We start from the raw sequence: 19,386 nt of genomic DNA on the forward strand, positions 1-19,386 counted from the left end.
CATGTATTTCCTCTGTCACCGAAGCTTCTCCGGCATACATTTCAGATAATCCAGCGATACCAGCCGGTATTCCACCCCGTTCATCGTTCCCTTCAGTCCGCGGCCGAAATTCTCTTTCCCGTGCAGGTGTCCGTAAACGCAGGTGCTCACCCGGTACCGCGACAGCATCTCCGTGAAATCTGAAGGCTGCAGCTTATCATTTGTGGGAGGATAATGAAGCGCTGCGATAATGTCCCGCGCGCCCATAGCCCTCGCCTCCTCCAGGGAGAATTCCAGACGGATCAGCTCCCGGTCGTAGATCTTCTGATCATGTTCGTCGAAGCCCTCCGTCCCGGGGCAGATCCAGCCCCTCGTCCCGCAGATGACGGTCTCCGTTCCGGGAACGGCGTAACAGTGATTCTGAAGAAACAGAATGTCATCGAACATCTGATTCATCTTGTTAATGGATGTCCACCACAGATCGTGATTTCCCTTTGTAATCACCTTTCGTCCCGGAAGCCCGTGGATCCAGCGGAAATCCGCCAGCGCCTCATCCAGACGCAGACCCCATGATACGTCTCCCGGAATCAGCACCGTATCGCCGTCGCGGACCGTGCCGCGCCAGTTCTCACTGACCCGTGCGGAATGGTCGGTCCACAGATCGCCGAAGATATCCATTGGTTTCTGAATCCGTTCATCAAAGGACAGATGCAGATCCCCGATCGCATATATGCTCATTAATTTTATTCTCCGTTCTGTTCGTTCGCGTCCTCTTCAGAATCCTGCCCGCGGTTCTGAGCCTGCTCGTCATCCGAAACCGTATCTCCGTCTGTCTCGTACTCCGGATCAGGGTCCTGCCGCACCGGTTCCCCGTGAAGAACGTGATTGGCTGTTTCCAGAGCGTTCAACGACTCTACTGATTTCATCATCGCCGCGTTGACTCCGGTCACGGACAGCCTGAAGTCTTCCATGGAGACGTGATTTTTCCGGTACTGCCGACGGTCCATCAGGTCATAGTGAGACATGTTCCGCTCGCAGAGCAGGATGAAATCGCGCAGACTCGCGACAAGCGCCCGGGCGGCAGTCTGCTCCTCCTGCGCCAGCGCAGGGATATCGATTTTCTCTGCGGCCGGCAGCAGTTCCTGCGCCGCGGCCTTCATCTGCCGGAAGTTCTCAATATGGCCGCTGAAATCCGTCTTATGAAACACCGGAAGCTTTTTTCCTGCGTTCGCGGCCGCCACAGTCACTTCTTTATATTTCGGAAGGATCTCCTCGAAGTATTCGCGGATCAGCCCTTCCAGCTGCTTTCTGTTCTCCATAACCGTTCTTAAACCTCCGCAAGTGCCTGCGCCAGATCATCGATGATATCATCCGCGTTCTCGATTCCTACGGAAAGCCGGATCAGATCCGGTCCCACTCCGCCTGCGGTCAGTTCCTCGTCCGTCAGCTGCTTATGTGTGGAGTTCGCCGGGTGCAGAATACATGTGTGGGCGTCTGCCACGTGCGTCGCGATGATCGCCACGTTCAGATGCTTCATGAATTCCTCCGCAGCGGCGCGTCCTCCGCGGATACCGAAGGAAATGACTCCGCAGGTGCCCTCCGGCATATATTTCTTCGCCCGGTCATAATATCTGTTTCCCGGAAGTCCCGGATAATTGACCCAGGCCACCTTCTCGTTTTTCTCCAGGAATTCCGCGACCTTCTGCGCATTTTCCACGTGACGTTTCATTCTCACGTCCAGCGACTCCAGTCCCAGATTCAGGAAAAACGCGTTCATCGGAGCCTGAATGGCTCCCAGATCCCGCATCAGCTGCGCGGTGCATTTTGTGATAAAAGCGCCCTCTTTCCCGAATTTTTCTGCGTAGGTGATTCCGTGATAGGATTCATCCGGAGTGCAGAGACCCGGGAATTTTTCTTTGTGAGCCATCCAGTCGAAATTGCCGCTGTCTACAATACAGCCGCCTACGGAGGTATCGTGGCCGTCCATGTACTTCGTTGTGGAGTGGGTCACGATGTCGGCGCCCCATTCAAAGGGTCTGCAGTTGATGGGCGTGGCGAAGGTGTTGTCTATGATCAGAGGAACGCCGTGAGCGTGGGCCGCATCAGCGAACTTCTCAATGTCGAGTACGATCAGCGCCGGATTGGCGATGGTTTCGCCGAACACCGCCTTTGTATTCGGCCGGAAGGCAGCCTCCAGCTCTTCCGCGGAGCAGTCGGGGTCGACAAAGGTGAAGTCCACGCCCATTCTGCGCATGGTCACGTTGAAGAGGTTGAATGTTCCTCCGTAGATTGTGGAGGAGGAGATCACATGATCCCCCTCGCCCGCTATATTGAAAACCGCGAAAAAGGACGCCGCCTGTCCGGAGGACGTCAGCATTGCCGCAGTCCCTCCCTCAAGCGCCGCGATCTTGGCGGCCACCATATCGTTCGTCGGGTTCTGAAGACGCGTATAAAAGTAGCCCTCCGCCTCCAGGTCGAACAGTTTTCCCATCGCCTCGCTGCTGTCATATCTGAAGGTCGTGCTCTGGATAATCGGAATCATTCGCGGATCACCGTTCCCCGGCGTATATCCCGCCTGAATGCACTTTGTTTCTTTTCTCATCGATGCGTAGCCTCCCTATCGTAAATTCTTGTACAACTAAATATTTTATACCATTCGGGGGCTGATTGCAAATATAACACGAGCGGTGTATAATACCGCTTATGAATAAAAAAAGACTCATTCCTGAAATTCTGATTTTTATCGCTGTGGTCTGCGCCGTATGGATTTTCACGACCAACGATGCGTTCCTGTACAAAACGGGCGTCGCAAGAATCACGAAGGTCCGCAGCGAATACACCGGTTCCCGGACCGGAACGGACGGCTCCCGCAGCTTCCGCGAAAAATATTACCGTCAGACGATTACGGCGGTCATGAAGAACGGCTCTCACAAAGGTGAAACGGTGACGCTGACCGCGTCCTTCACCAGCTCAGGAGTCTACGACACCGAGTACAGCGCCGGCGACTTCATCTTTGTCGAAGCACTGAAGGCCTCTGGCGACGGTCTGACGGGTACTGTGACCGGAACGAAACGGGATGCCCTCGTCATCACGATTCTCACGATTTTATTCGGACTGTTCCTGCTCATCGGCGGCAGGCGGGGCGCGCTGACAATCCTGAGTCTGGTTCTGAATATGGCGGCGTTCTATGTCGTGCTGATGCTGTATACCAGAGGAATCAATATGCTGGTCGCCACGATTCCGATGACCGTCTTCTTTACCGCCATGCTGCTGTTTTTCATGTACGGAAAAAGCGAACGAACCTGGATTTCCTTTGTCGCCACCCTGGTCACCGTCGCAGCTACAACACTCATCGCGGCTGCGGTGATCCGCTTCGGCGGGCGGGTGGATTACGACTTCATGGACTATCTGAACCAGCCCTATGAACAGCGGGATGCAAATCTCATCTTCCTGTCCGAGATTCTGGTCGGCTGTCTGGGCGCAGTCATGGATGTAGTCGTCACGATGGTTATGACGGTGGATCAGATCGCGGAAACAGGTCAGGCCCCCGGCCGCGGAGATTTCATTGCCTCCTGCAGAGCTGTCGGGGACGACCTGATCGGCACGATGATCGGACTGATGTTTTTCACCAACATCGCCGCCAGCCTCCCCTTTTTCCTGCTCTCACTGCGCAACGGGATCGGCCTGCAGACCGTCATCCGCTACAACATCTTCTTTGAGCTGGCCCGCTTCCTGACCGGCTCCATCGGCGTCGTACTGGCGATTCCGGTTTCCGCATCTGTCGCCGTATATTATTACAGAAGGAGAATGACACAATGATACTCGGAATACTCACTGCGATTCTCATCGTTCTGATCCTGCTGATCAGCGGCGACAAAGGCTCCCGCTCCATAGTAACCACGGTTCTGAACGCCGGACTGCTGCTTGCGGCAGTTTTTCTGATCGACCGCGGCGTTTCACCGGTTCCGGTCACCATCGGCTGCTGCGTGCTGATTACAGGAATCACGCTGTATTATCAGAATGAGGGCGGCGTCAAGTCACGCGCCTCCTTCCTGTCCGTTCTGGCTGTGATTTTAATCATGATTCCGCTGGTCTACTGGTTCGCACTGCACGCGAACGCCTCCGGCATCCCCGAAGAGCAGTATGAAATCACCGACTCTAACGGCTATACCCGGAACATCGGAATCAGCATGCTGTCCCTGCAGATCTCCATCATGTTCATCGCACTTATCGGCACGGTGATCGATACCGCGGTCGCCATTACCGCTGCAATCTACGAAATCCGGGCAAACAATAAGGACCTTCCTCTGCGTGCTCTGATCGAATCCTCGTTCACAGTCAGCAAAGCGGTCCTCAGTACGTCCATCCATACGATTTTCTACATCTATATTGCGGAATACATGACGCTGTTCATCCAGTACCTCACGGATTATTCCTTCACAACGGTACTGAACAGTCTGTCTCTCTCCCGGGAGCTGATCACCATCTCCATCAGCGGCATCGGCTGCTGCCTGGCGGTCCCTGTCGCAACCGTTCTGGGCGCGGTCATGATCACTCGCGAGCATTGCGGTGATTCAGCAGAAGCTTGATTCCCTCCACATATCCGTCGAAGCCTTTTCCGGCTATGGTTCCGATGCATGCGTCGCGTACAAAGGAAACCCGGCGGAAATCCTCCCGCTGATCCACATCGGAGAGATGCACCTCCACCGCAGGCAGTCCGACCGCCTTCAGCGCATCCAGGATCGCGATACTGGTATGTGTATAGGCAGCCGGATTGATGACAATGCCGTCCGCGTGCCCATACGCGTTCTGGATCATGTCCACCAGATCCCCTTCATGATTGGACTGGAAATATTCCACCGTAACATCCAGAGCCTGCGCCGCTCCGTCGATGTAATGGAGGAGATCCTGATAGGTCTTTTTTCCGTAAATGTCCGGCTCCCGAATCCCCAGCATATTGAGGTTCGGCCCGTTGATAACAAATACCTTCATTATCTCATCTCCTGATTATTGTCAATATAGTAGTCGCTCCAGCTTTCATAGGCGTCCCTGCGTTCATCGTACAGAATCTCCACGGGGGTCGTCAGAAGAAGCGGTCTGCCGTCGGTTTCCAGCTTGTCCAGATCCCGCTTGATCCAGATCACACTGCCGTTCTGCCGGATAATATTGTAGTTTACTTTGTTCTTGACGATACCGCCGCCCGTGGCGATCACCAGCCCCCGGCGCATGCACGCCTTCCGCAGCATCTCTGTCTCCACACGGCGGAAATAGGGTTCGCCCTTCTTCTCGAAAATTTCGGGGATGCTCATTCCCTCACTCTCTGCCACCATGTCGTCTATGTCCACAAATTCCCGGCCCATGCGCTCCGCCATCTTTCGCCCCAGCATGGTCTTGCCCGAGCCGGGCATCCCGATCAGGATTTTGTTCAGCATCGCATCCCTCACCTCGTCTACCGCGACGGGGATTTCTTCAGGGTCAATTTCCGTTCCCTGAAACAGCTCACTTGCCTCCCATGCCTGCGCCACAAGCATCTCGAGACCGCTGGTGCAGGGGATTTCTCTTTCCATGGCGTCCAGGATCAGCTTGGTTCGGTTCGGATTGTAGATTAAATCCACCACGCCGCGGCAGTCAGGGAACCGGTCCAGATCCACCAGAGACACCAGGTTGTTCGGATACATTCCCACCGGCGTCGTGTTGACGATGATCTGCGCGTCGAAATTTCTGTCCATGTTCTCGTAATTGTTCTCACCGGTTCTGGAAACAGTGACGATCTCCCTCGCTCCCAGATCCTCCAGCACGGTTCTTACTGTGTGTGAGGAGCCGCCGGATCCGAGAATCACGCACTTCTGCCCTCCCGGATCGATACGGTTCGTTTCCAGCATATAGCGGAATCCGAAATAGTCCGTATTATAGCCGGTCAGCCTGCCGCTGTCATCCCGGACAATGGTGTTGACACTTCCGATCCTCCGGCTGTCGTTGCTGATCTCATCACAGAGCTCCATCACCTTCCGTTTGTACGGAATCGTCACATTGAATCCGTCGTAGAGTCCGGATCGGAGCAGTGTCTCCAGATCCTCCGGCTCCACCTCGCAGAGTTCATACTCGTAGTCCCCGAATTTGCTGTGAATCAGCGGTGAATAGCTGTGTCCCAGTCTGCCGCCGATCAGTGCGAACTTATACATATATCTACTCCATGTCTTTTCGGCATTAGCGGTCCAGGAGACGCCGCTGGTAATCGCGGCTCATCTCCAGTATCTTATTATACAGCATTTTGCAGTATTGTGCCATATTTTCATCTGCAAGTTCACCTATCTGACGCATTTTTTCTGTTTCCCGGTCTCTGTCCAGAACGGGCGCGCCCGTCTCCTGCTTGCAGCGGGCAATATCTCCCGCCACACGCATCCGCTGCTGAAACAGCTCCACGATCTGCCGGTCGATCGCGTCGATTTCTTCTCTGTATTCGGTCAGTCCCATACCCTTCCTCACTGTCAGATTTCACTGTAGCTTCCAAGATAACGCAGCTCCTGCGAGAGCTCCTCCGTCTGATTCATCAGACGGATAAATTTTTCGGAATACGCCTCCGCCTCGATGTCGAAATAGAACCGGTACACGAAATCCCGCGTCGGGATCGGACGGCTCTCCAGCTTGAACAGATTGATGTCAAGCGCGTAAAAACGGGCCAGGACATTGTACAGCGAGCCGGGCCTGTGGAAAACCGTCAGCATCAGCGAGGTTTTATTGGCGCCCGGATAGATTTCCAGGTTCTTGCTGATGCAGATGAAGCGCGTGTAATTATTCCCGCTGTCCTGCACAGATTCCTCCAGGCAGTCCAGGTCGTAAAGCTCGCCGCACTCATAGGAGGCCAGCGCCGCAACGTCTCTGCGCTCCGACCGGGAGACAAGCTCCGCCGCCTCTGCCGTATTCGCACACACGGTCACCTTCACATCACGGAAGTTCTTGAGATAGTCCTCGCACTGCAGAATCGCCTGCTCGTGAGAGAAAACTTCGCGTATTTCATCCCGATGCACTCCCTTGTTTGCCAGGAGACAGTGATTGATCTTCAGACGGACGCTTCTGACGATATAGAAATTATATTTTGTCATCAGAGCGTAGATCGTATTGACCGAACCTGCGGTGCTGTTTTCCAGCGGAAGCACGCCGTACTGGCACAGTCCCTGATCGATGGCGGCGAAAACGCCGTTGAAATTTTTCGTATAGAGGATCTTCGGAGTAGAAAACAGTTTGTCACAGGCCTGCTGCTGATAAGCCCCCTGTACCCCCTGGCACGCCACCAGCGCCCGCTCCGGGAACACCTTCGGCGTGGTTTCACAGGCTTTCTTGATTTTCTTCACAAGAGGAGTATCCTCCAGCACCACCTTGCGCTGATGATCCTTTGTCAGCTCATTCAGCGTGTTATACATCAGCTTCGTATAGACAGCCATATCCTCCGGCGCGCGGGCGGTGATATCCTCCAGCTTCCGGCGCTCTGCCACGGGATCGTGAACGGGAAGGCCCTTCTCCTTCTTCAGACGGGCCTCCTCCTCCGAAAGCGCGAGACGCTCCTTCAGCATCCGCATGATTTCATCATCGACCTGACTGATCCTTTTTTCATAGTCCGAAATTTCATTCATTATTCCTGTCCTCCATTCTGTATTCCCTCTCCGGTCTGATTTCGCCGGCCGTCAGATCGTAAATCGCCATCGCGGCGGCCGCTTCCACGCAGGGAACCGCTCTGGGTACGATACAGGGATCGTGACGTCCCTGCACTGTCATTTTCACGTTCTCCCCCGTGTCATATCGGATGCTGTCCTGTTCTTTCCCTATGGATGGCGTCGGCTTGACGGCGACGCGGAACACGATGGGCATTCCGCTGGAGATACCTCCGAGGATCCCGCCGTGGTTATTCGTTCTGGTCTTTACGGTCCCGCCGTCAAAGTAAAATGCGTCGTTGTTTTCGCTTCCCCGGAGCCTGGCGGCCTCGAAGCCTCTGCCGAACTCGATTCCCTTTACGGCCGGGATTCCGAATACGGCGAGGGAAATACGGTTTTCCAGGCCGTCGTAAATGGGATCGCCGATTCCGGGAGGCATCCCGTCCACGACGCATTCGATGATTCCTCCCACAGAATCCTTCTCCGCCATGGCCTTCTCAATCTCACCGCGGGGGTCTTCCGCATTTCCGCCGATTTCCAGTATCCTCGCACGAACTGTAATTTCCTCCGCTTCAAGGGCCTGAAGAAAGATTCCGCCCGCGATGCACAGCGGAGCCGTCAGACGTCCGCTGAAATGACCTCCGCCTCTGCAGTCTTCATTGCCGCCGTACCGCATTCTCGCGGCGTAATCCGCATGCCCCGGACGGGGAATGTTTTCCATCTGCGAATAATCTCCCGACCGGGTATCGCGGTTTCGGATAATGGCGGTAATGGGAGTGCCGCAGGTCACTCCGCCCCGTATTCCGCAGAGAAACTCCGGACGATCCTCCTCCCTTCGCGCTGTCGTAAACCGACTCCGCCCCGGCGCCCGCCGGTCGAGAAAATGCTGAAGCCGCTCCATATCGACGGAAACTCCCGCCGGCATCCCGTCGATGCTGACGCCGACGGCCGCACCGTGAGATTCCCCGAAAATCGAAACTCTGATGTTTTTTCCAAATTCTGATGCCATATTCTACTTCAGATTCCCCGCCAGTCCGGCCCGTTCCAGCTCCTGAAAAAAGCCGGGCCAGGATTTGCTGACGGCCTCCTTTCCTCTGATGATTACTTTGTGCTCACATACCAGCGACGCCATGGCCTCCATCATCACGATGCGATGATCCCCCCAGGACTTCACATAGCCTCCGATCAGACTCGCTCCGCCGGAACCGCGAATCACAAGCTTGTCCTTTTTTTCTCTTACCCGTGCTCCCAGCGCGTTCAGCGACTCTGCGACAGAGGTCAGACGATCGCTTTCCTTCAGTCTGAGGCGCCCGGCGTTGTTGATGTCCGTTCTTCCGGACGCCACCGATGCCGCAAGCGCAATGACCGGAGCCAGATCCGGAACGCCCGAGACGTCCACCTCCGTTCCCGTGAGACGGGAGGGAAACGCGGTGATTTCACTGCCATCCCAGCGAAGCTCCGCTCCGAAGTCCCGCAGAATATCCACAATCCTGCGGTCCCCCTGCAGCGAATCCTTTCGCAGCCCCCGCACCGTCACCGGCTCTTTCCCGATCACTCCGGCACAGAGCCAGAATGCGGCGTTCGACCAGTCGCCCTCGACCACATACTGCCGGGGGCCCTGATACATCTGACCGCCCGGAATTTCGTAGCAGCATCCGTCGCCGGTGATCTTCTTGACCCAGCCGATTCCGAACCTCGTCAGAACCTCCGCGGTGATATCCACATAGGCGGAGGATTCCAGCGGGCCTTCAATCACAACGGTGCTGTTTCCCGGCAGAAGGGGCAGAGCTGTCAGGAGTCCGCTGATGAACTGCGAGGACACGTTTCCGGGAATAACGTATACGCCGGACGTCAGCTGCCCCTCGATGGTCACCGGAGAGACTCCGGGCGGGCTGAGCCTGCACCCGTGCCGCTCCAGCTCTTCCCGCAGCGGGGACAAAGGCCGGTCAGCCAGTCTTCCCTTTGTCATAAACACGCCTCTTCTCCCCAGCGCACCCATGACCGGAAGCAGGAAACGCAGGGTGGAGCCGCTCTCTCCGCATTCCATCACGGACTCTCCCTCCCGCAGCGCACGCACGCATTCCCGTGTGGCCTCGATGTCTTCTGATGTGAATCGGCAGATCACCTGGCTGGGATGATCCGACAGCGCCGAACACAGATAAGCCCTGTGCGCGAATGATTTTGAAGGAATGATGTCTATAATGATACTCAATTTCGTTCTCCGTTGATCTGCGCGGGACCGCACTTCTCCAGCACCGCACTCTTGCATTTTTTGCCCTCTGCCAGCAGCTGCTCCAGACGCCCGCGGTCGCCGTCCTCAATCGCGTCGCGGTACCGGGTCAGCTCCCCGATCAGGCCGTCGATTTCCTTTGTCAGATAATCTCTGTTTTCCAGGAAGAGCTCAGACCACATCTTCTCGTCCAGATATGCCACACGGGTGAAGTCCTGGTAGCTCCCGGCGGAGATCATCTGGCTGTCCGCCAGCGCGGTGTCGCTTTTTATGAATCCGTTTGACACGAGATGCGGCATCTGAGAGGTAAATGCAATGACCCGGTCATGCTCCTCCGCCGTGGTAATTCCCACGCGTCCGAAGCCTGCCAGCATCAGCATCCCCTTCACCTTCATCAGCAGTTCCATGTCGTCTGCATGCTCCGGAACCAGAATAAAGGGCGCGTCCCGGAAGAGATCGTCCGAGCTGTGCTTGATGCCGCCCCGCTCCTTTCCCGCCATGGGATGGCCTCCCATATAAGTCAGTCCGTGCTCCGCGGCGACGGGGAAGCAGTGGCTGCAGACGTACCGCTTGGTTCCGCAGCAGTCGATGACAACAGTCTGTCCGGAAATCTTCTCCGCATTCTCCTTAAACCATTTTACCGCCTGTACCGGTGTGACTGCAATCAGAATCAGATCACATTCCCGGATATTTCCGTCGGTAAGCTCTGCGTCAATCGCCTCTGCCATCAGCGCATACTGGGTCGTGAGAGGATCAATGTCCTGCCCGTATACGGTGACGCCGGCGCTGCGGTATGCTTTCCCGAGGGAACCTCCGATCAGGCCCAGGCCTGCGATTCCCACCTTCATGCTACCACCTCCCGGATCCTGCGCACCTTCTTCATCGTCTCATCAAACTGCAGCGGCGTCAGGGACTGCGCCCCGTCGCACAAAGCCATGGGCGGATTGTTATGCACCTCGATCATCAGGCCGTCCGCGCCGCCCGCGGTCGCCGCCATGGCCATCGGCTCCACCAGATCTGAATGCCCCGTCGCATGACTGGGATCTACTACCACCGGAAGATGCGTCAGGTTATGCAGGACCGGAATCACGGAAAGATCCAGAGTGTTTCGGGTGTAGGTCTCGAATGTCCGGATTCCGCGTTCACAAAGAATCACGTTCTCATTCCCTCCGCTCATGATGTATTCCGCACTCATCAGAAGTTCCTTGATGGTATTCGCCAGTCCCCTCTTCAGCAGAATCGGTTTATCTGTGCGCCCCAGCTCCTTCAGGAGCTCAAAGTTCTGCATATTCCGCGCTCCCACCTGGATCACGTCCACATCCTCGAACAGATCGAGATGATCCTGATTCATAATTTCCGTCACGATGGGAAGCCCCGTCTCCCTCTTCGCCTCCAGAAGGAGCTTCAGCCCTTCCGCCTTCAGTCCCTGAAAGTCATACGGCGAGGTTCTCGGCTTGAACGCGCCGCCCCTGAGCATCGTGGCTCCGGACGCTTTGACCGCCTTTGCGACTTCGATAATCTGCTCCTCCGTCTCTACCGAACACGGGCCCGCAATCACCGCGAAGCTTCCGCCGCCGATCTTTCTTCCCCCGACGTCGATGACCGAGTCCTCCGGATGAAACTTCCGGTTCGCCTTCTTGAACGGCTCTGAGATCAGCGCCACATGCTCGACGATATCGAGGAGCTCCAGCATCTCCACATCAATTCCGCTGGTATCGCCGATCAGACCCAGCACGGTCTGGTTGTCGTTCTCATACTCGTGTACACGAAGTCCCTGATCTTCAAACCATTTAATCAGCATCCGTTTCTGTTCTTCTGTAGTACCTGCCTTTAAAACTGTAACCATTTGATTTCTCCTCCAGTTCTCATAGAAAAACCCCCGCAGCGTTTGCTGAGAGGGTCTGGTTAGCGAATCAGTCTTGTCTGATCAGTCACTGTTACTTTTCCATACAGCAAAACGCTCTTCCTCTGTTACCAAAGCAAAAGTAATAATAAAAGTATTCTGCTGCAAAACCGAATCTGTTCATCACTGATCTCCGTCTGTTATATCGTTTTCTGTATCGTTCCCGGTTCCGGTCCTCCGGCGTCCGCTTCCCGCGGCGCAACCCCGTCACCGTCCTGATTTAACCCTACTTTAGCACATGCGACTATAAAAATCAAGTATTTCCCCAAATAAATTATATTTTTTTGTTGTTTCTTCACAAAACCCTTTCACGATGTTTTCTTGTATACACCAGTACCTTTGTGATATAACCCGACTTTGCCACTTGTTTGAAGTAAAAACTCCCACAGGCGTGTAGTTGCACGCTTTTGGGAGTTTCTTCTCTAGAATTATGTGACGTACTTAATATTTCATCCTAGAACGTTTTAATCTGCTTCTTCAATTTCCGGATCTCCCCATCGGAGTACAGTTTCTTTGGAATCTTCAGGTCAAAAGCATCCAGGATCTTCAATACATCTTCTGTATCTGCATTCGCAAACCAATAACTGTCATCTCCCATAGGAACCACGCCCCACTTCTGAAGAGCCTCCTGCACACGTCTTCCGGAAATTCCATAGGTCCAGTTGCGGCCATCATTCTTGGATCTGGGATTTTTCAGTAAATATTTCCTCTGAATCAGTCGAACCATGATCAATGCGATCATGCAGATCAGAAGATGCGCATGAATGTGTTCTTTGGTTTTTACAAACATCGGACGTGTTTCCAGAGTGCCTTTCATTTCATGGAACTGATCCTCAATTCTGGAAAGACCGTGATATTTATCAATGACTTCCTGCGGGTCCATGCCCAGTTCACTTGTTCTAAGCTGGTAATATCCCATGAGTGAGGTGTACTGTTCCAGTTTTGTTTCATCGATCATTGCAAGCAGTTTATCGGAATCCAGAATCTCTCCGGTATCCTTGTTCACGACGTCTTTTGACAGGAATCTCCTCAGACTTCTGGCCTGTGCATGGGTGACACGAAAAGATGACGGACTGTCCTTCAGTTTCCTGATAAAGTCAAGGAACTTCCTGTGTTCGGCAACATCGCGGGCATAGAATTTTCTGCTCCAGTAAACGACGGATTTCTGCTGAATTGTCCGGATATTCCCCTCCGCATCCCGGACTTTCCTTGTAATGATACGGGATTTGAATTTGAAATTGTCATCCACAACGGTATATCCATCCTGATCCAGTGTCCATTCTACGTCATTTTTCGTTGATTTTTTCAGGCTCTTGCTGATGATGTAACCGTTGCCGTCATCCAGAAGGCGGCACATAATCGGTCCTGTGCAGATCCCTTTGTCTGCGATAAATATGGATCTTCCGGAAAACCCCAGTTTCGTAACGGTTTCATCATATGTCGGAACAGCCGTCTGATGGTCCAGGGTATTTCCGGGAAACAGATTGATGGAAATGGGAATGCCGTTGCGATCAAGGAACATCGCCATCTGGACAATCGGTTGCTTCCTCTGCTCCTTGCAAACACCGTTCTGCCGTATGCCTTTGCCAATGATGTTGCCGGCTTCATCTTCTTCCTCAGGATCAGGATCACCAATCTCAAAGTAAAAATTCGTTACATCGTAGAACAGAAGAGAAGTATCTCTGCCCATACCTTTCATGATGGACGAATTAATTCTCTGCATGATTTTAAAGCGATTTTCATAGACGACATCTAATGTGTCATAGACATGATAGACATAAGAGTCATCCTTGACCAATGGTACATAGTAGTCATCATTCTCGCGGGCAGTAGCAAATTTCGAAGCCGGACGGCAGATTCTTCCGTAGACCAGAAGCCGCATGTAATTTGCAAGATCGTAGGTGATTCTGGAGTTATGCTTGATCGTTGCCATGAGGGAAGCCAGTCCGAGGTCATGAAAAATCGGATCCAGAAGGATCTGCGCACACATACGCGGATGTGCATACTCTCGTAGAAAGAGTTCAGTTGAATCTGACAGCCCATGTTTAGAAGGCACCAAAGGCTCATTGCAGTAAGGAAGCAGCGAATCAATTAAAGGTTTCCCGTCTTTAAAAGACTGCTTCAGTCGTCTGACATAGTCCGGCTTACCATCATCAAAACGAGATAAAGGACCGATCGATAGTTCGGTATGCTTGTAGGAAGTGATTTTGGAAGGATCTTTTTTTGAAGGTCTGCGAACACTTCGAACAAGTCTGAGATAAGGAATTCCGTTATTATTGTAGCATTCAACGAACATAGTCACCTCCGTTACATACCTATAACTCTATATATAATTATATCACAAACGCAAGAAAAAATCCAGCAGAAATACTGGATTTTCAATGTTTTTTTATGTATTTTTAGTTTGTTTTTACCTCTTCAAGTGGCAAAGTCGGGTCGTTCCCGGTTCCGGTCCTCCGGCGTCCGCTTCCCGCGGCGCAACCCCGTCACCGTCCTGATTTAACCCTACTTTAGCACATGCGACTATAAAAATCAAGTATTTCCCCAAATAAATTATATTTTTTTGTTGTTTCTTCACAAAACCCTTTCACGATGTTTTCTTGTATACACCAGTACCTTTGTGATATAATAAACTTATAAAGGATGGAAACAAACAATGACATATGAGAATGCTGTTCGGATCCCGCAGCTGTCTCCCGTCTACAGGACGGTCGAGCACCGGGATTTCCGCGAGCTGCTTCAATACGCAGCAGATACATACGGGGATGACTGCGCGTTCATCCTGAAAGAAAAACGCGCGACGAAAACCAGTCCCGCCGAATACCGGAGAATCAGTTTCCGGGAGCTGAAGCGGGACGTGGACGCCTTCGGAACCGGGCTCCTGAAATCCGGACTGGCCGGCAAGCGCTTCGCCATTATCGGCAAGAACCGCTATGAATGGCTTGTCAGCTACTACGCGGTTCTCTGCGGACTGGGAATCTGCGTTCCGCTGGACAAAGGACTGCCCTGCGAGGAGCTGGTCTCCTCTCTGGAGCGAAGCCGGTGCGACGTCCTGATCTTTGACCGTGATCACAGCTCTCTGGTCCGCCGGGCGGCAGAAAGCAGCGAACTCTCTGTGGAAACGTTCATCTGCATGGATGACTCGGACTCCTCGGAACCGTTTCGCTGGATCCTGGACAAAGGCTATCTGGCGCTGGAAAACGGGGATACGGACTATTCCCGTCTTCCCATCGATCCGCAGGCCATGAGCATTATTCTGTTCACCTCCGGAACCACGAATCTGTCCAAGGCGGTGATGCTGAGTCAGAACAACATCCTCAGCAATATCTATGCGATGCTTCAGGTCGAAGACATCCGCCGCGGGGACGTCAACATGGCGTTTCTGCCGTATCACCACACCTTCGGTTCCACCGGACAGACCCTGATGATCGCGGCCGGCGTCACCACCGCCTTCTGCGACGGGCTGAAATACGTACAGAAGAATCTCGCGGAGTATCACGTTTCCGTGTTCGTCTGCGTTCCGCTTCTCATCGAGGCGATGTACAAAAAGATAATAAACGGTATCCATAAGCAGGGAAAGGATAAGATCTTCCGCAGGGGACTGCGGATCTCCGGTATTCTGCGGCGGCTTCACATCGACCGGCGCCGCCGGATCTTTTCCGATATCATTGAACAGCTGGGAGGAGACCTGCGGTTCATCATCAGCGGCGCATCCCCCCTGGATCCCGTCGCGGCCAGAGGTTTTGACGCTGTCGGAATCAACGTGGTGCAGGGATACGGCATGACGGAGGCCTCTCCGGTACTCGCCGCGGAAAATCCCGGCAGCCGCAGGGCCGGCTCCATCGGCAAGGCCATGCCCGGCGTAGATCTCCGCATCATCGACACAGATGCAGAGGGCGTCGGCGAGCTGGTCGCCAGGGGCCCGAACATCATGGAGGGCTATTATCATAATCCGGAGGAAACTGCCGCCGCGCTCGCAGACGGATGGCTTCACACCGGCGACCTGGCCTCGGTGGACAGGGACGGCTTCCTCTATATCCGCGGCCGCAGGAAAAACGTCATCGTGCTGAAAAACGGCAAAAACGTGTATCCGGAAGAGCTTGAGCTCCGGATCAGCGATTTGCCCTATGTCCGGGAGAACATGGTGTACAGCGAACCGCGCCACAGAAACGGCAGCGATAAGGATCTTGCTCTGTGCGCGAAGATCGTATATGACAAAGCCTATTTCCGCGATCACTTCGGCACCTGGGATCCCGGCAAGATCCAGACGCTGATCCGCCGGGATATCGATAAGATGAACGATGAGCTCCCGAATTACAAGCACATCCTCCGTCTGACGGTGACTGATCAGGAAATGGCGAAAACAACCACCGGGAAGGTCAAGCGGTATGTTGAAACCGGGTCCGACGCATAAAACGCGGCGCTGCCTGCGCAGACGCTGCAGAGAAGGCGACTGTCTGCCCGGGCAGCCCCTGCAGGTCAGGCAGGAAATGGAAAAAATTCCACTTACATTTACCTGTGCAGATATGATATAATACTTTCATTGCAATTTATAACCGGTAAATTTTTACCCGAAATTTGATTTATGGAGAACCAGATGACCAAAATTCTGATGAGGGGCAACTGCTCCCCGCTTTCCAACCCGACGATCAGCGAGCTGATCCGGGACAACACGATAGGATCGAATTCCGGAAATATGATTTTCCAGGCCTCAGTCATGCGGGCGCTGATGAAGAAGGACACACAGATCGATTTCATCAATACGCGGAACGAGGGCTTCCGCGATCATGAAATCGACCGGCTGAAGAATCAGTACGACTGCTTTGTGATTCCTCTGGCCAATGCGTTCCGAACCGGATTTCTGACGGAGCTGACGAATCTTCGCCGCATGGTGAAACGTCTGGAGCTCCCCTGCGTCGTCATCGGCGTCGGCTGTCAGGCGAATCTGAACGGTAAATTTTCCACCCGGCCGGAGGTGGACGAGCAGGCGAAGCTTTTCGTGAGCTCTGTGCTGGAGCATTCCGCGACCATCGGCATCCGCGGCGAATATACGGCGAAATATCTGAATCACCTCGGCTTTTCGGAAGGCCGCCACTTCGAGATCATCGGATGTCCGTCCATGTTCATGTTCGGCGAGAATCTTCCTGCGCCGCGCCCGCACGGCCTCACGCCCCGCAGCCGGATCAATTTCAACCGCAAGCTGGCGCTGCCCGCTGCAGTACATCATCTTCTCGAACGGCTGCTTCAGCCCTTTGAGGATTACTGGTTCGTGCCGCAGAACTACGATGATTTCAAGCTCCTGTACGCAGGAAAATCCATCGACAAGCTTAACGCCGATAAGGATGCGGGAACTTATCCGCTCACAAAGGACGATCCGATCTGCAGGGCAGGCCGGATCCGCGGGTTCCTGAACGTTCCCTCCTGGATTGATTTCATGAAAAAAGGCGACTTCACCTTCGGCACCAGAATCCACGGAAACATCATCAGCGTGCTGTCCGGCGTTCCCACCTATATCTTCGCACCGGATATGCGCGTTCTGGAGCTGGCTGAATATCACAACCTTCCGCACAGGACAATCCGGGAAGCATACGATATCCGGGATCTTTTCACACTCTATGACGAGACGGATTTTTCCTCCGTCATCCGCGGACACCGTGAGCGATTCGCTCATTATGTGGATTTTCTGAACGAAAACGGTCTCCCGCACATCTGGGACGGCTCTGAGCAGTACCGCGGAAACCAGACGCCTTACGACCTCGCGGTTCGCCGCACACGTTTCCACGCTCCGGTGAAGCCCTACGTCACGCACAACCGGCTGAAGCGCAGACTGATCAGCCGCGCCTACGGTCAGGCACAGAAGGAAAGAAAGGAAATAATCCAGGCGAGAAAGAAAATGGACGCCGACCTGTAGCGTCGCGGCGTCCGTTATCGTCCGTATTTCTCCAGCGTCACATAAACGCGGTCTTTCCGGGAGCGGCCTCCGACCTGCGTGACCCGGATTCTCCCGCTTCTGCGCATCGTGACGAGATCCCCCTCCCCGATGTTCATATCCGGTTTTTCCGCCTCCGTATGATTCACAAAGACCAGTCCGGTGCGGACTGCCGCACCTGCCTTTGTTCGGGAAATCCCGAACCCGGACGACAAAATATTATCCAGCCGCATGGAAGCCACAGTGACGCGGGCCGTCACGCTTCGCACCGGCGGAACGATAAGCTCTCCGATGGATTTCTGTTCCACGGAGAGCTCTGTTTTTCCGGCTTTGCTGTAATTGCTGAGGATAAATTCCGCAATCTCCCGGAGAACGATGATATCGGCTCCGTCCTCGCGAACCAGAATGTCTCCGGTCATTTCTCTGCGAATACCGAGACCTGTGAGGGAGCCCAGATAATCTCTGTGTGTCAGCGGCCTCCCTCCGGCCTTCACCCGGGACGCCCGAAGCACGGTCAGAGGTTCTGCATCCTCCAGCTGCAGATACGGCGGAACGCAGGCCAGGATCACCCTCTCTGCGTCGTCATATCCCCCGTAAAATTCCAGCGACACTCCGGTATCCTCCCGGGCGAACGCCTTCCGCAGAACAGACTGAAGGTGACTGTCCAGAAAAGGCGTCCAGGTGATATATCCCCGGGTACGGCTCTGTTCGATCTTGTCCTCTGCCTGAGCGAGGATCAGCTGTTCTTCCTTCTTCATGACATTCCTACTCGCAGCGCTCCAGAAGCTCTTCCCACTTCCGGTCCACATACTGCTGCGCCTCTTCCAGCATCCATTCATTCCCCGGCCTGAACATGTGGCGGAACCGCCCCTGCATTTTCAGGAACTCCTCGATGGGAAGCTTCTTTTTCGGTTCATACGTCAGATGCCAGCGTCCTTCGACGATTTCATACATGGGCCAGGCACAGGTGTCCACAGCCTTTTTACAGATCTCCGCCATATCCTCCATGTTATACCGCCAGCCTCTGGGACAGGGCGCGAGAATGTTCAGGAAGCAGGGTCCCTCGGTATAGATGGCCCTGTGCGCTTTATTGTGAAGGTCACGGAAATCGCCGATCATGGTGGTCTGCGCCGCATACGGAATCCCGTGCGCCGCGATGATCTGCGTCAGATCTTTTTTGTTCTGCCGTTTGCCGTAGCTCTCGGTGCCGACCGGCGTCGTCGTGGCGTCCGCGAACCGGGGCGTCGCAGAGGATCTCTGGATTCCTGTATTCATGTACGCCTCATTATCGTAGCAGACGTAAACCATGTCGTGACCTCTCTCCATCGCGCCGGACAGAGACTGAAGACCGATATCGTAGGTTCCTCCGTCGCCGCCGAAGCAGATGAACTTGAAATTTTCCTTCAGTTTTCCCCTTTTCTTCAGCACACGGTAAGCGGTTTCCACACCCCCTGTCGTCGCGGCGGCGTTCTCAAAGGCGCTGTGGATGTAGCTGTCCTCATACGCCGTATTCGGGTAGATGAAGGTAGAAACCTCCAGACAACTGGTCGCGTTGCTGACCACTGCTTTGTCCCCCTCGTCGAGAGCACGGAGCACGCCCTGCACCGCCGCTCCCGCACCGCATCCGGCACACAGCCTGTGTCCCGGTGCCAGACGGGGCTGTTTATTCAATTCTTCTCTAAGACTGTATCCCATA

Annotated in this window: 18 protein-coding genes; 4 read left to right on the plus strand and 14 right to left on the minus strand. The window is 54.2% G+C overall.

What is annotated here, in order from left to right; all coding sequences use genetic code 11:
• Positions 1-15 precede the first annotated feature (15 nt).
• From BHK98_RS04290 to BHK98_RS04300, 3 genes are read right to left on the minus strand one after another with little or no spacing between them, the layout of a single operon-like run.
• Complete coding sequence (locus BHK98_RS04290) at positions 16-717, minus strand: metallophosphoesterase (protein ID WP_075712346.1); 702 nt, start codon at positions 715-717, stop codon at positions 16-18.
• A 5-nt stretch (positions 718-722) separates the two neighbouring features.
• Positions 723-1,298, minus strand: coding sequence for a hypothetical protein (locus BHK98_RS04295; RefSeq protein WP_075712347.1), 576 nt, complete (start codon positions 1,296-1,298; stop codon positions 723-725).
• Positions 1,299-1,306: 8 nt separating this feature from the next.
• Positions 1,307-2,581 carry an O-acetylhomoserine aminocarboxypropyltransferase/cysteine synthase family protein gene (locus BHK98_RS04300; RefSeq protein WP_075712348.1) on the minus strand — a complete coding sequence of 425 codons (1,275 nt, stop codon included), beginning with the start codon at positions 2,579-2,581 and terminating at the stop codon, positions 1,307-1,309.
• 101 nt (positions 2,582-2,682) lie between these two features.
• Here BHK98_RS04300 and BHK98_RS04305 point away from each other — a divergent pair, with 101 nt between their 5' ends.
• Entirely contained in the window at positions 2,683-3,798 is a 1,116-nt protein-coding gene (locus BHK98_RS04305; protein ID WP_075712349.1) for a YibE/F family protein, read from the plus strand.
• Positions 3,795-4,568 (plus strand): YibE/F family protein, encoded by a 774-nt coding sequence (locus tag BHK98_RS04310; protein WP_075712350.1) that lies wholly within the window; start codon positions 3,795-3,797, stop codon positions 4,566-4,568. The genes BHK98_RS04305 and BHK98_RS04310 overlap by 4 nt, the downstream gene beginning before the upstream one ends.
• Here BHK98_RS04310 and aroQ read toward each other — a convergent pair.
• The 9 genes from aroQ to BHK98_RS04355 form a co-directional block, all read right to left on the minus strand.
• On the minus strand, positions 4,531-4,971 hold the full coding sequence (aroQ, locus tag BHK98_RS04315) for a type II 3-dehydroquinate dehydratase (RefSeq protein WP_075712351.1): 441 nt from the start codon (positions 4,969-4,971) through the stop codon (positions 4,531-4,533). The genes BHK98_RS04310 and aroQ overlap by 38 nt on opposite strands.
• Positions 4,971-6,161 carry a shikimate kinase gene (locus tag BHK98_RS04320; protein WP_075712352.1) on the minus strand — a complete coding sequence of 397 codons (1,191 nt, stop codon included), beginning with the start codon at positions 6,159-6,161 and terminating at the stop codon, positions 4,971-4,973. Before BHK98_RS04320 ends, aroQ begins: the two co-directional genes overlap by 1 nt.
• 25 nt (positions 6,162-6,186) lie before the next feature.
• Complete coding sequence (locus BHK98_RS04325) at positions 6,187-6,453, minus strand: chorismate mutase (RefSeq protein WP_075712353.1); 267 nt, start codon at positions 6,451-6,453, stop codon at positions 6,187-6,189.
• A 14-nt stretch (positions 6,454-6,467) separates the two neighbouring features.
• A complete protein-coding gene (locus BHK98_RS04330; protein ID WP_075712354.1) occupies positions 6,468-7,610 on the minus strand; it encodes a bifunctional chorismate mutase/prephenate dehydratase in 1,143 nt (380 codons plus the stop codon).
• Positions 7,603-8,637 carry a chorismate synthase gene (locus BHK98_RS04335; protein ID WP_075712355.1) on the minus strand — a complete coding sequence of 345 codons (1,035 nt, stop codon included), beginning with the start codon at positions 8,635-8,637 and terminating at the stop codon, positions 7,603-7,605. Before BHK98_RS04335 ends, BHK98_RS04330 begins: the two co-directional genes overlap by 8 nt.
• Before the next feature lie 3 nt (positions 8,638-8,640).
• Positions 8,641-9,840, minus strand: coding sequence for a 3-phosphoshikimate 1-carboxyvinyltransferase (aroA, locus tag BHK98_RS04340; protein ID WP_075712356.1), 1,200 nt, complete (start codon positions 9,838-9,840; stop codon positions 8,641-8,643).
• Positions 9,837-10,706, minus strand: coding sequence for a prephenate dehydrogenase (locus tag BHK98_RS04345; protein WP_075712357.1), 870 nt, complete (start codon positions 10,704-10,706; stop codon positions 9,837-9,839). The genes aroA and BHK98_RS04345 overlap by 4 nt, the downstream gene beginning before the upstream one ends.
• The gene (gene aroF, locus BHK98_RS04350) at positions 10,703-11,704 is read right to left on the minus strand and encodes a 3-deoxy-7-phosphoheptulonate synthase (RefSeq protein WP_075712358.1); all 1,002 of its coding nucleotides are present in this window, start codon (positions 11,702-11,704) and stop codon (positions 10,703-10,705) included. The genes BHK98_RS04345 and aroF overlap by 4 nt, the downstream gene beginning before the upstream one ends.
• Positions 11,705-12,215: 511 nt before the next feature.
• Positions 12,216-13,751, minus strand: coding sequence for an IS1634 family transposase (locus tag BHK98_RS04355; protein WP_075712359.1), 1,536 nt, complete (start codon positions 13,749-13,751; stop codon positions 12,216-12,218).
• Between the two features lie 666 nt (positions 13,752-14,417).
• Here BHK98_RS04355 and BHK98_RS04360 point away from each other — a divergent pair.
• Together BHK98_RS04360 and BHK98_RS04365 are read left to right on the plus strand one after the other, a co-directional pair.
• Positions 14,418-16,175, plus strand: a complete 1,758-nt coding sequence (locus BHK98_RS04360; protein ID WP_075712360.1) for an AMP-dependent synthetase/ligase — start codon at positions 14,418-14,420, stop codon at positions 16,173-16,175.
• A gap of 183 nt (positions 16,176-16,358) precedes the next feature.
• Positions 16,359-17,672, plus strand: a complete 1,314-nt coding sequence (locus BHK98_RS04365) for a polysaccharide pyruvyl transferase family protein (protein WP_075712361.1) — start codon at positions 16,359-16,361, stop codon at positions 17,670-17,672.
• A gap of 14 nt (positions 17,673-17,686) precedes the next feature.
• On the opposite strand, the gene BHK98_RS04370 is transcribed toward BHK98_RS04365, so the two are convergent.
• Both BHK98_RS04370 and BHK98_RS04375 read right to left on the minus strand, forming a co-directional pair.
• The gene (locus tag BHK98_RS04370; protein ID WP_245796829.1) at positions 17,687-18,499 is read right to left on the minus strand and encodes a YlmH family RNA-binding protein; all 813 of its coding nucleotides are present in this window, start codon (positions 18,497-18,499) and stop codon (positions 17,687-17,689) included.
• Positions 18,456-19,385 carry a thiamine pyrophosphate-dependent enzyme gene (locus tag BHK98_RS04375; protein WP_075712363.1) on the minus strand — a complete coding sequence of 310 codons (930 nt, stop codon included), beginning with the start codon at positions 19,383-19,385 and terminating at the stop codon, positions 18,456-18,458. Before BHK98_RS04375 ends, BHK98_RS04370 begins: the two co-directional genes overlap by 44 nt.
• Between the last annotated feature and the right edge of the window lies 1 nt (position 19,386).

This window comes from Hornefia porci, from assembly GCF_001940235.1.
Taxonomy (GTDB): Bacteria; Bacillota; Clostridia; order Peptostreptococcales; family Anaerovoracaceae; genus Aminicella; species Aminicella porci.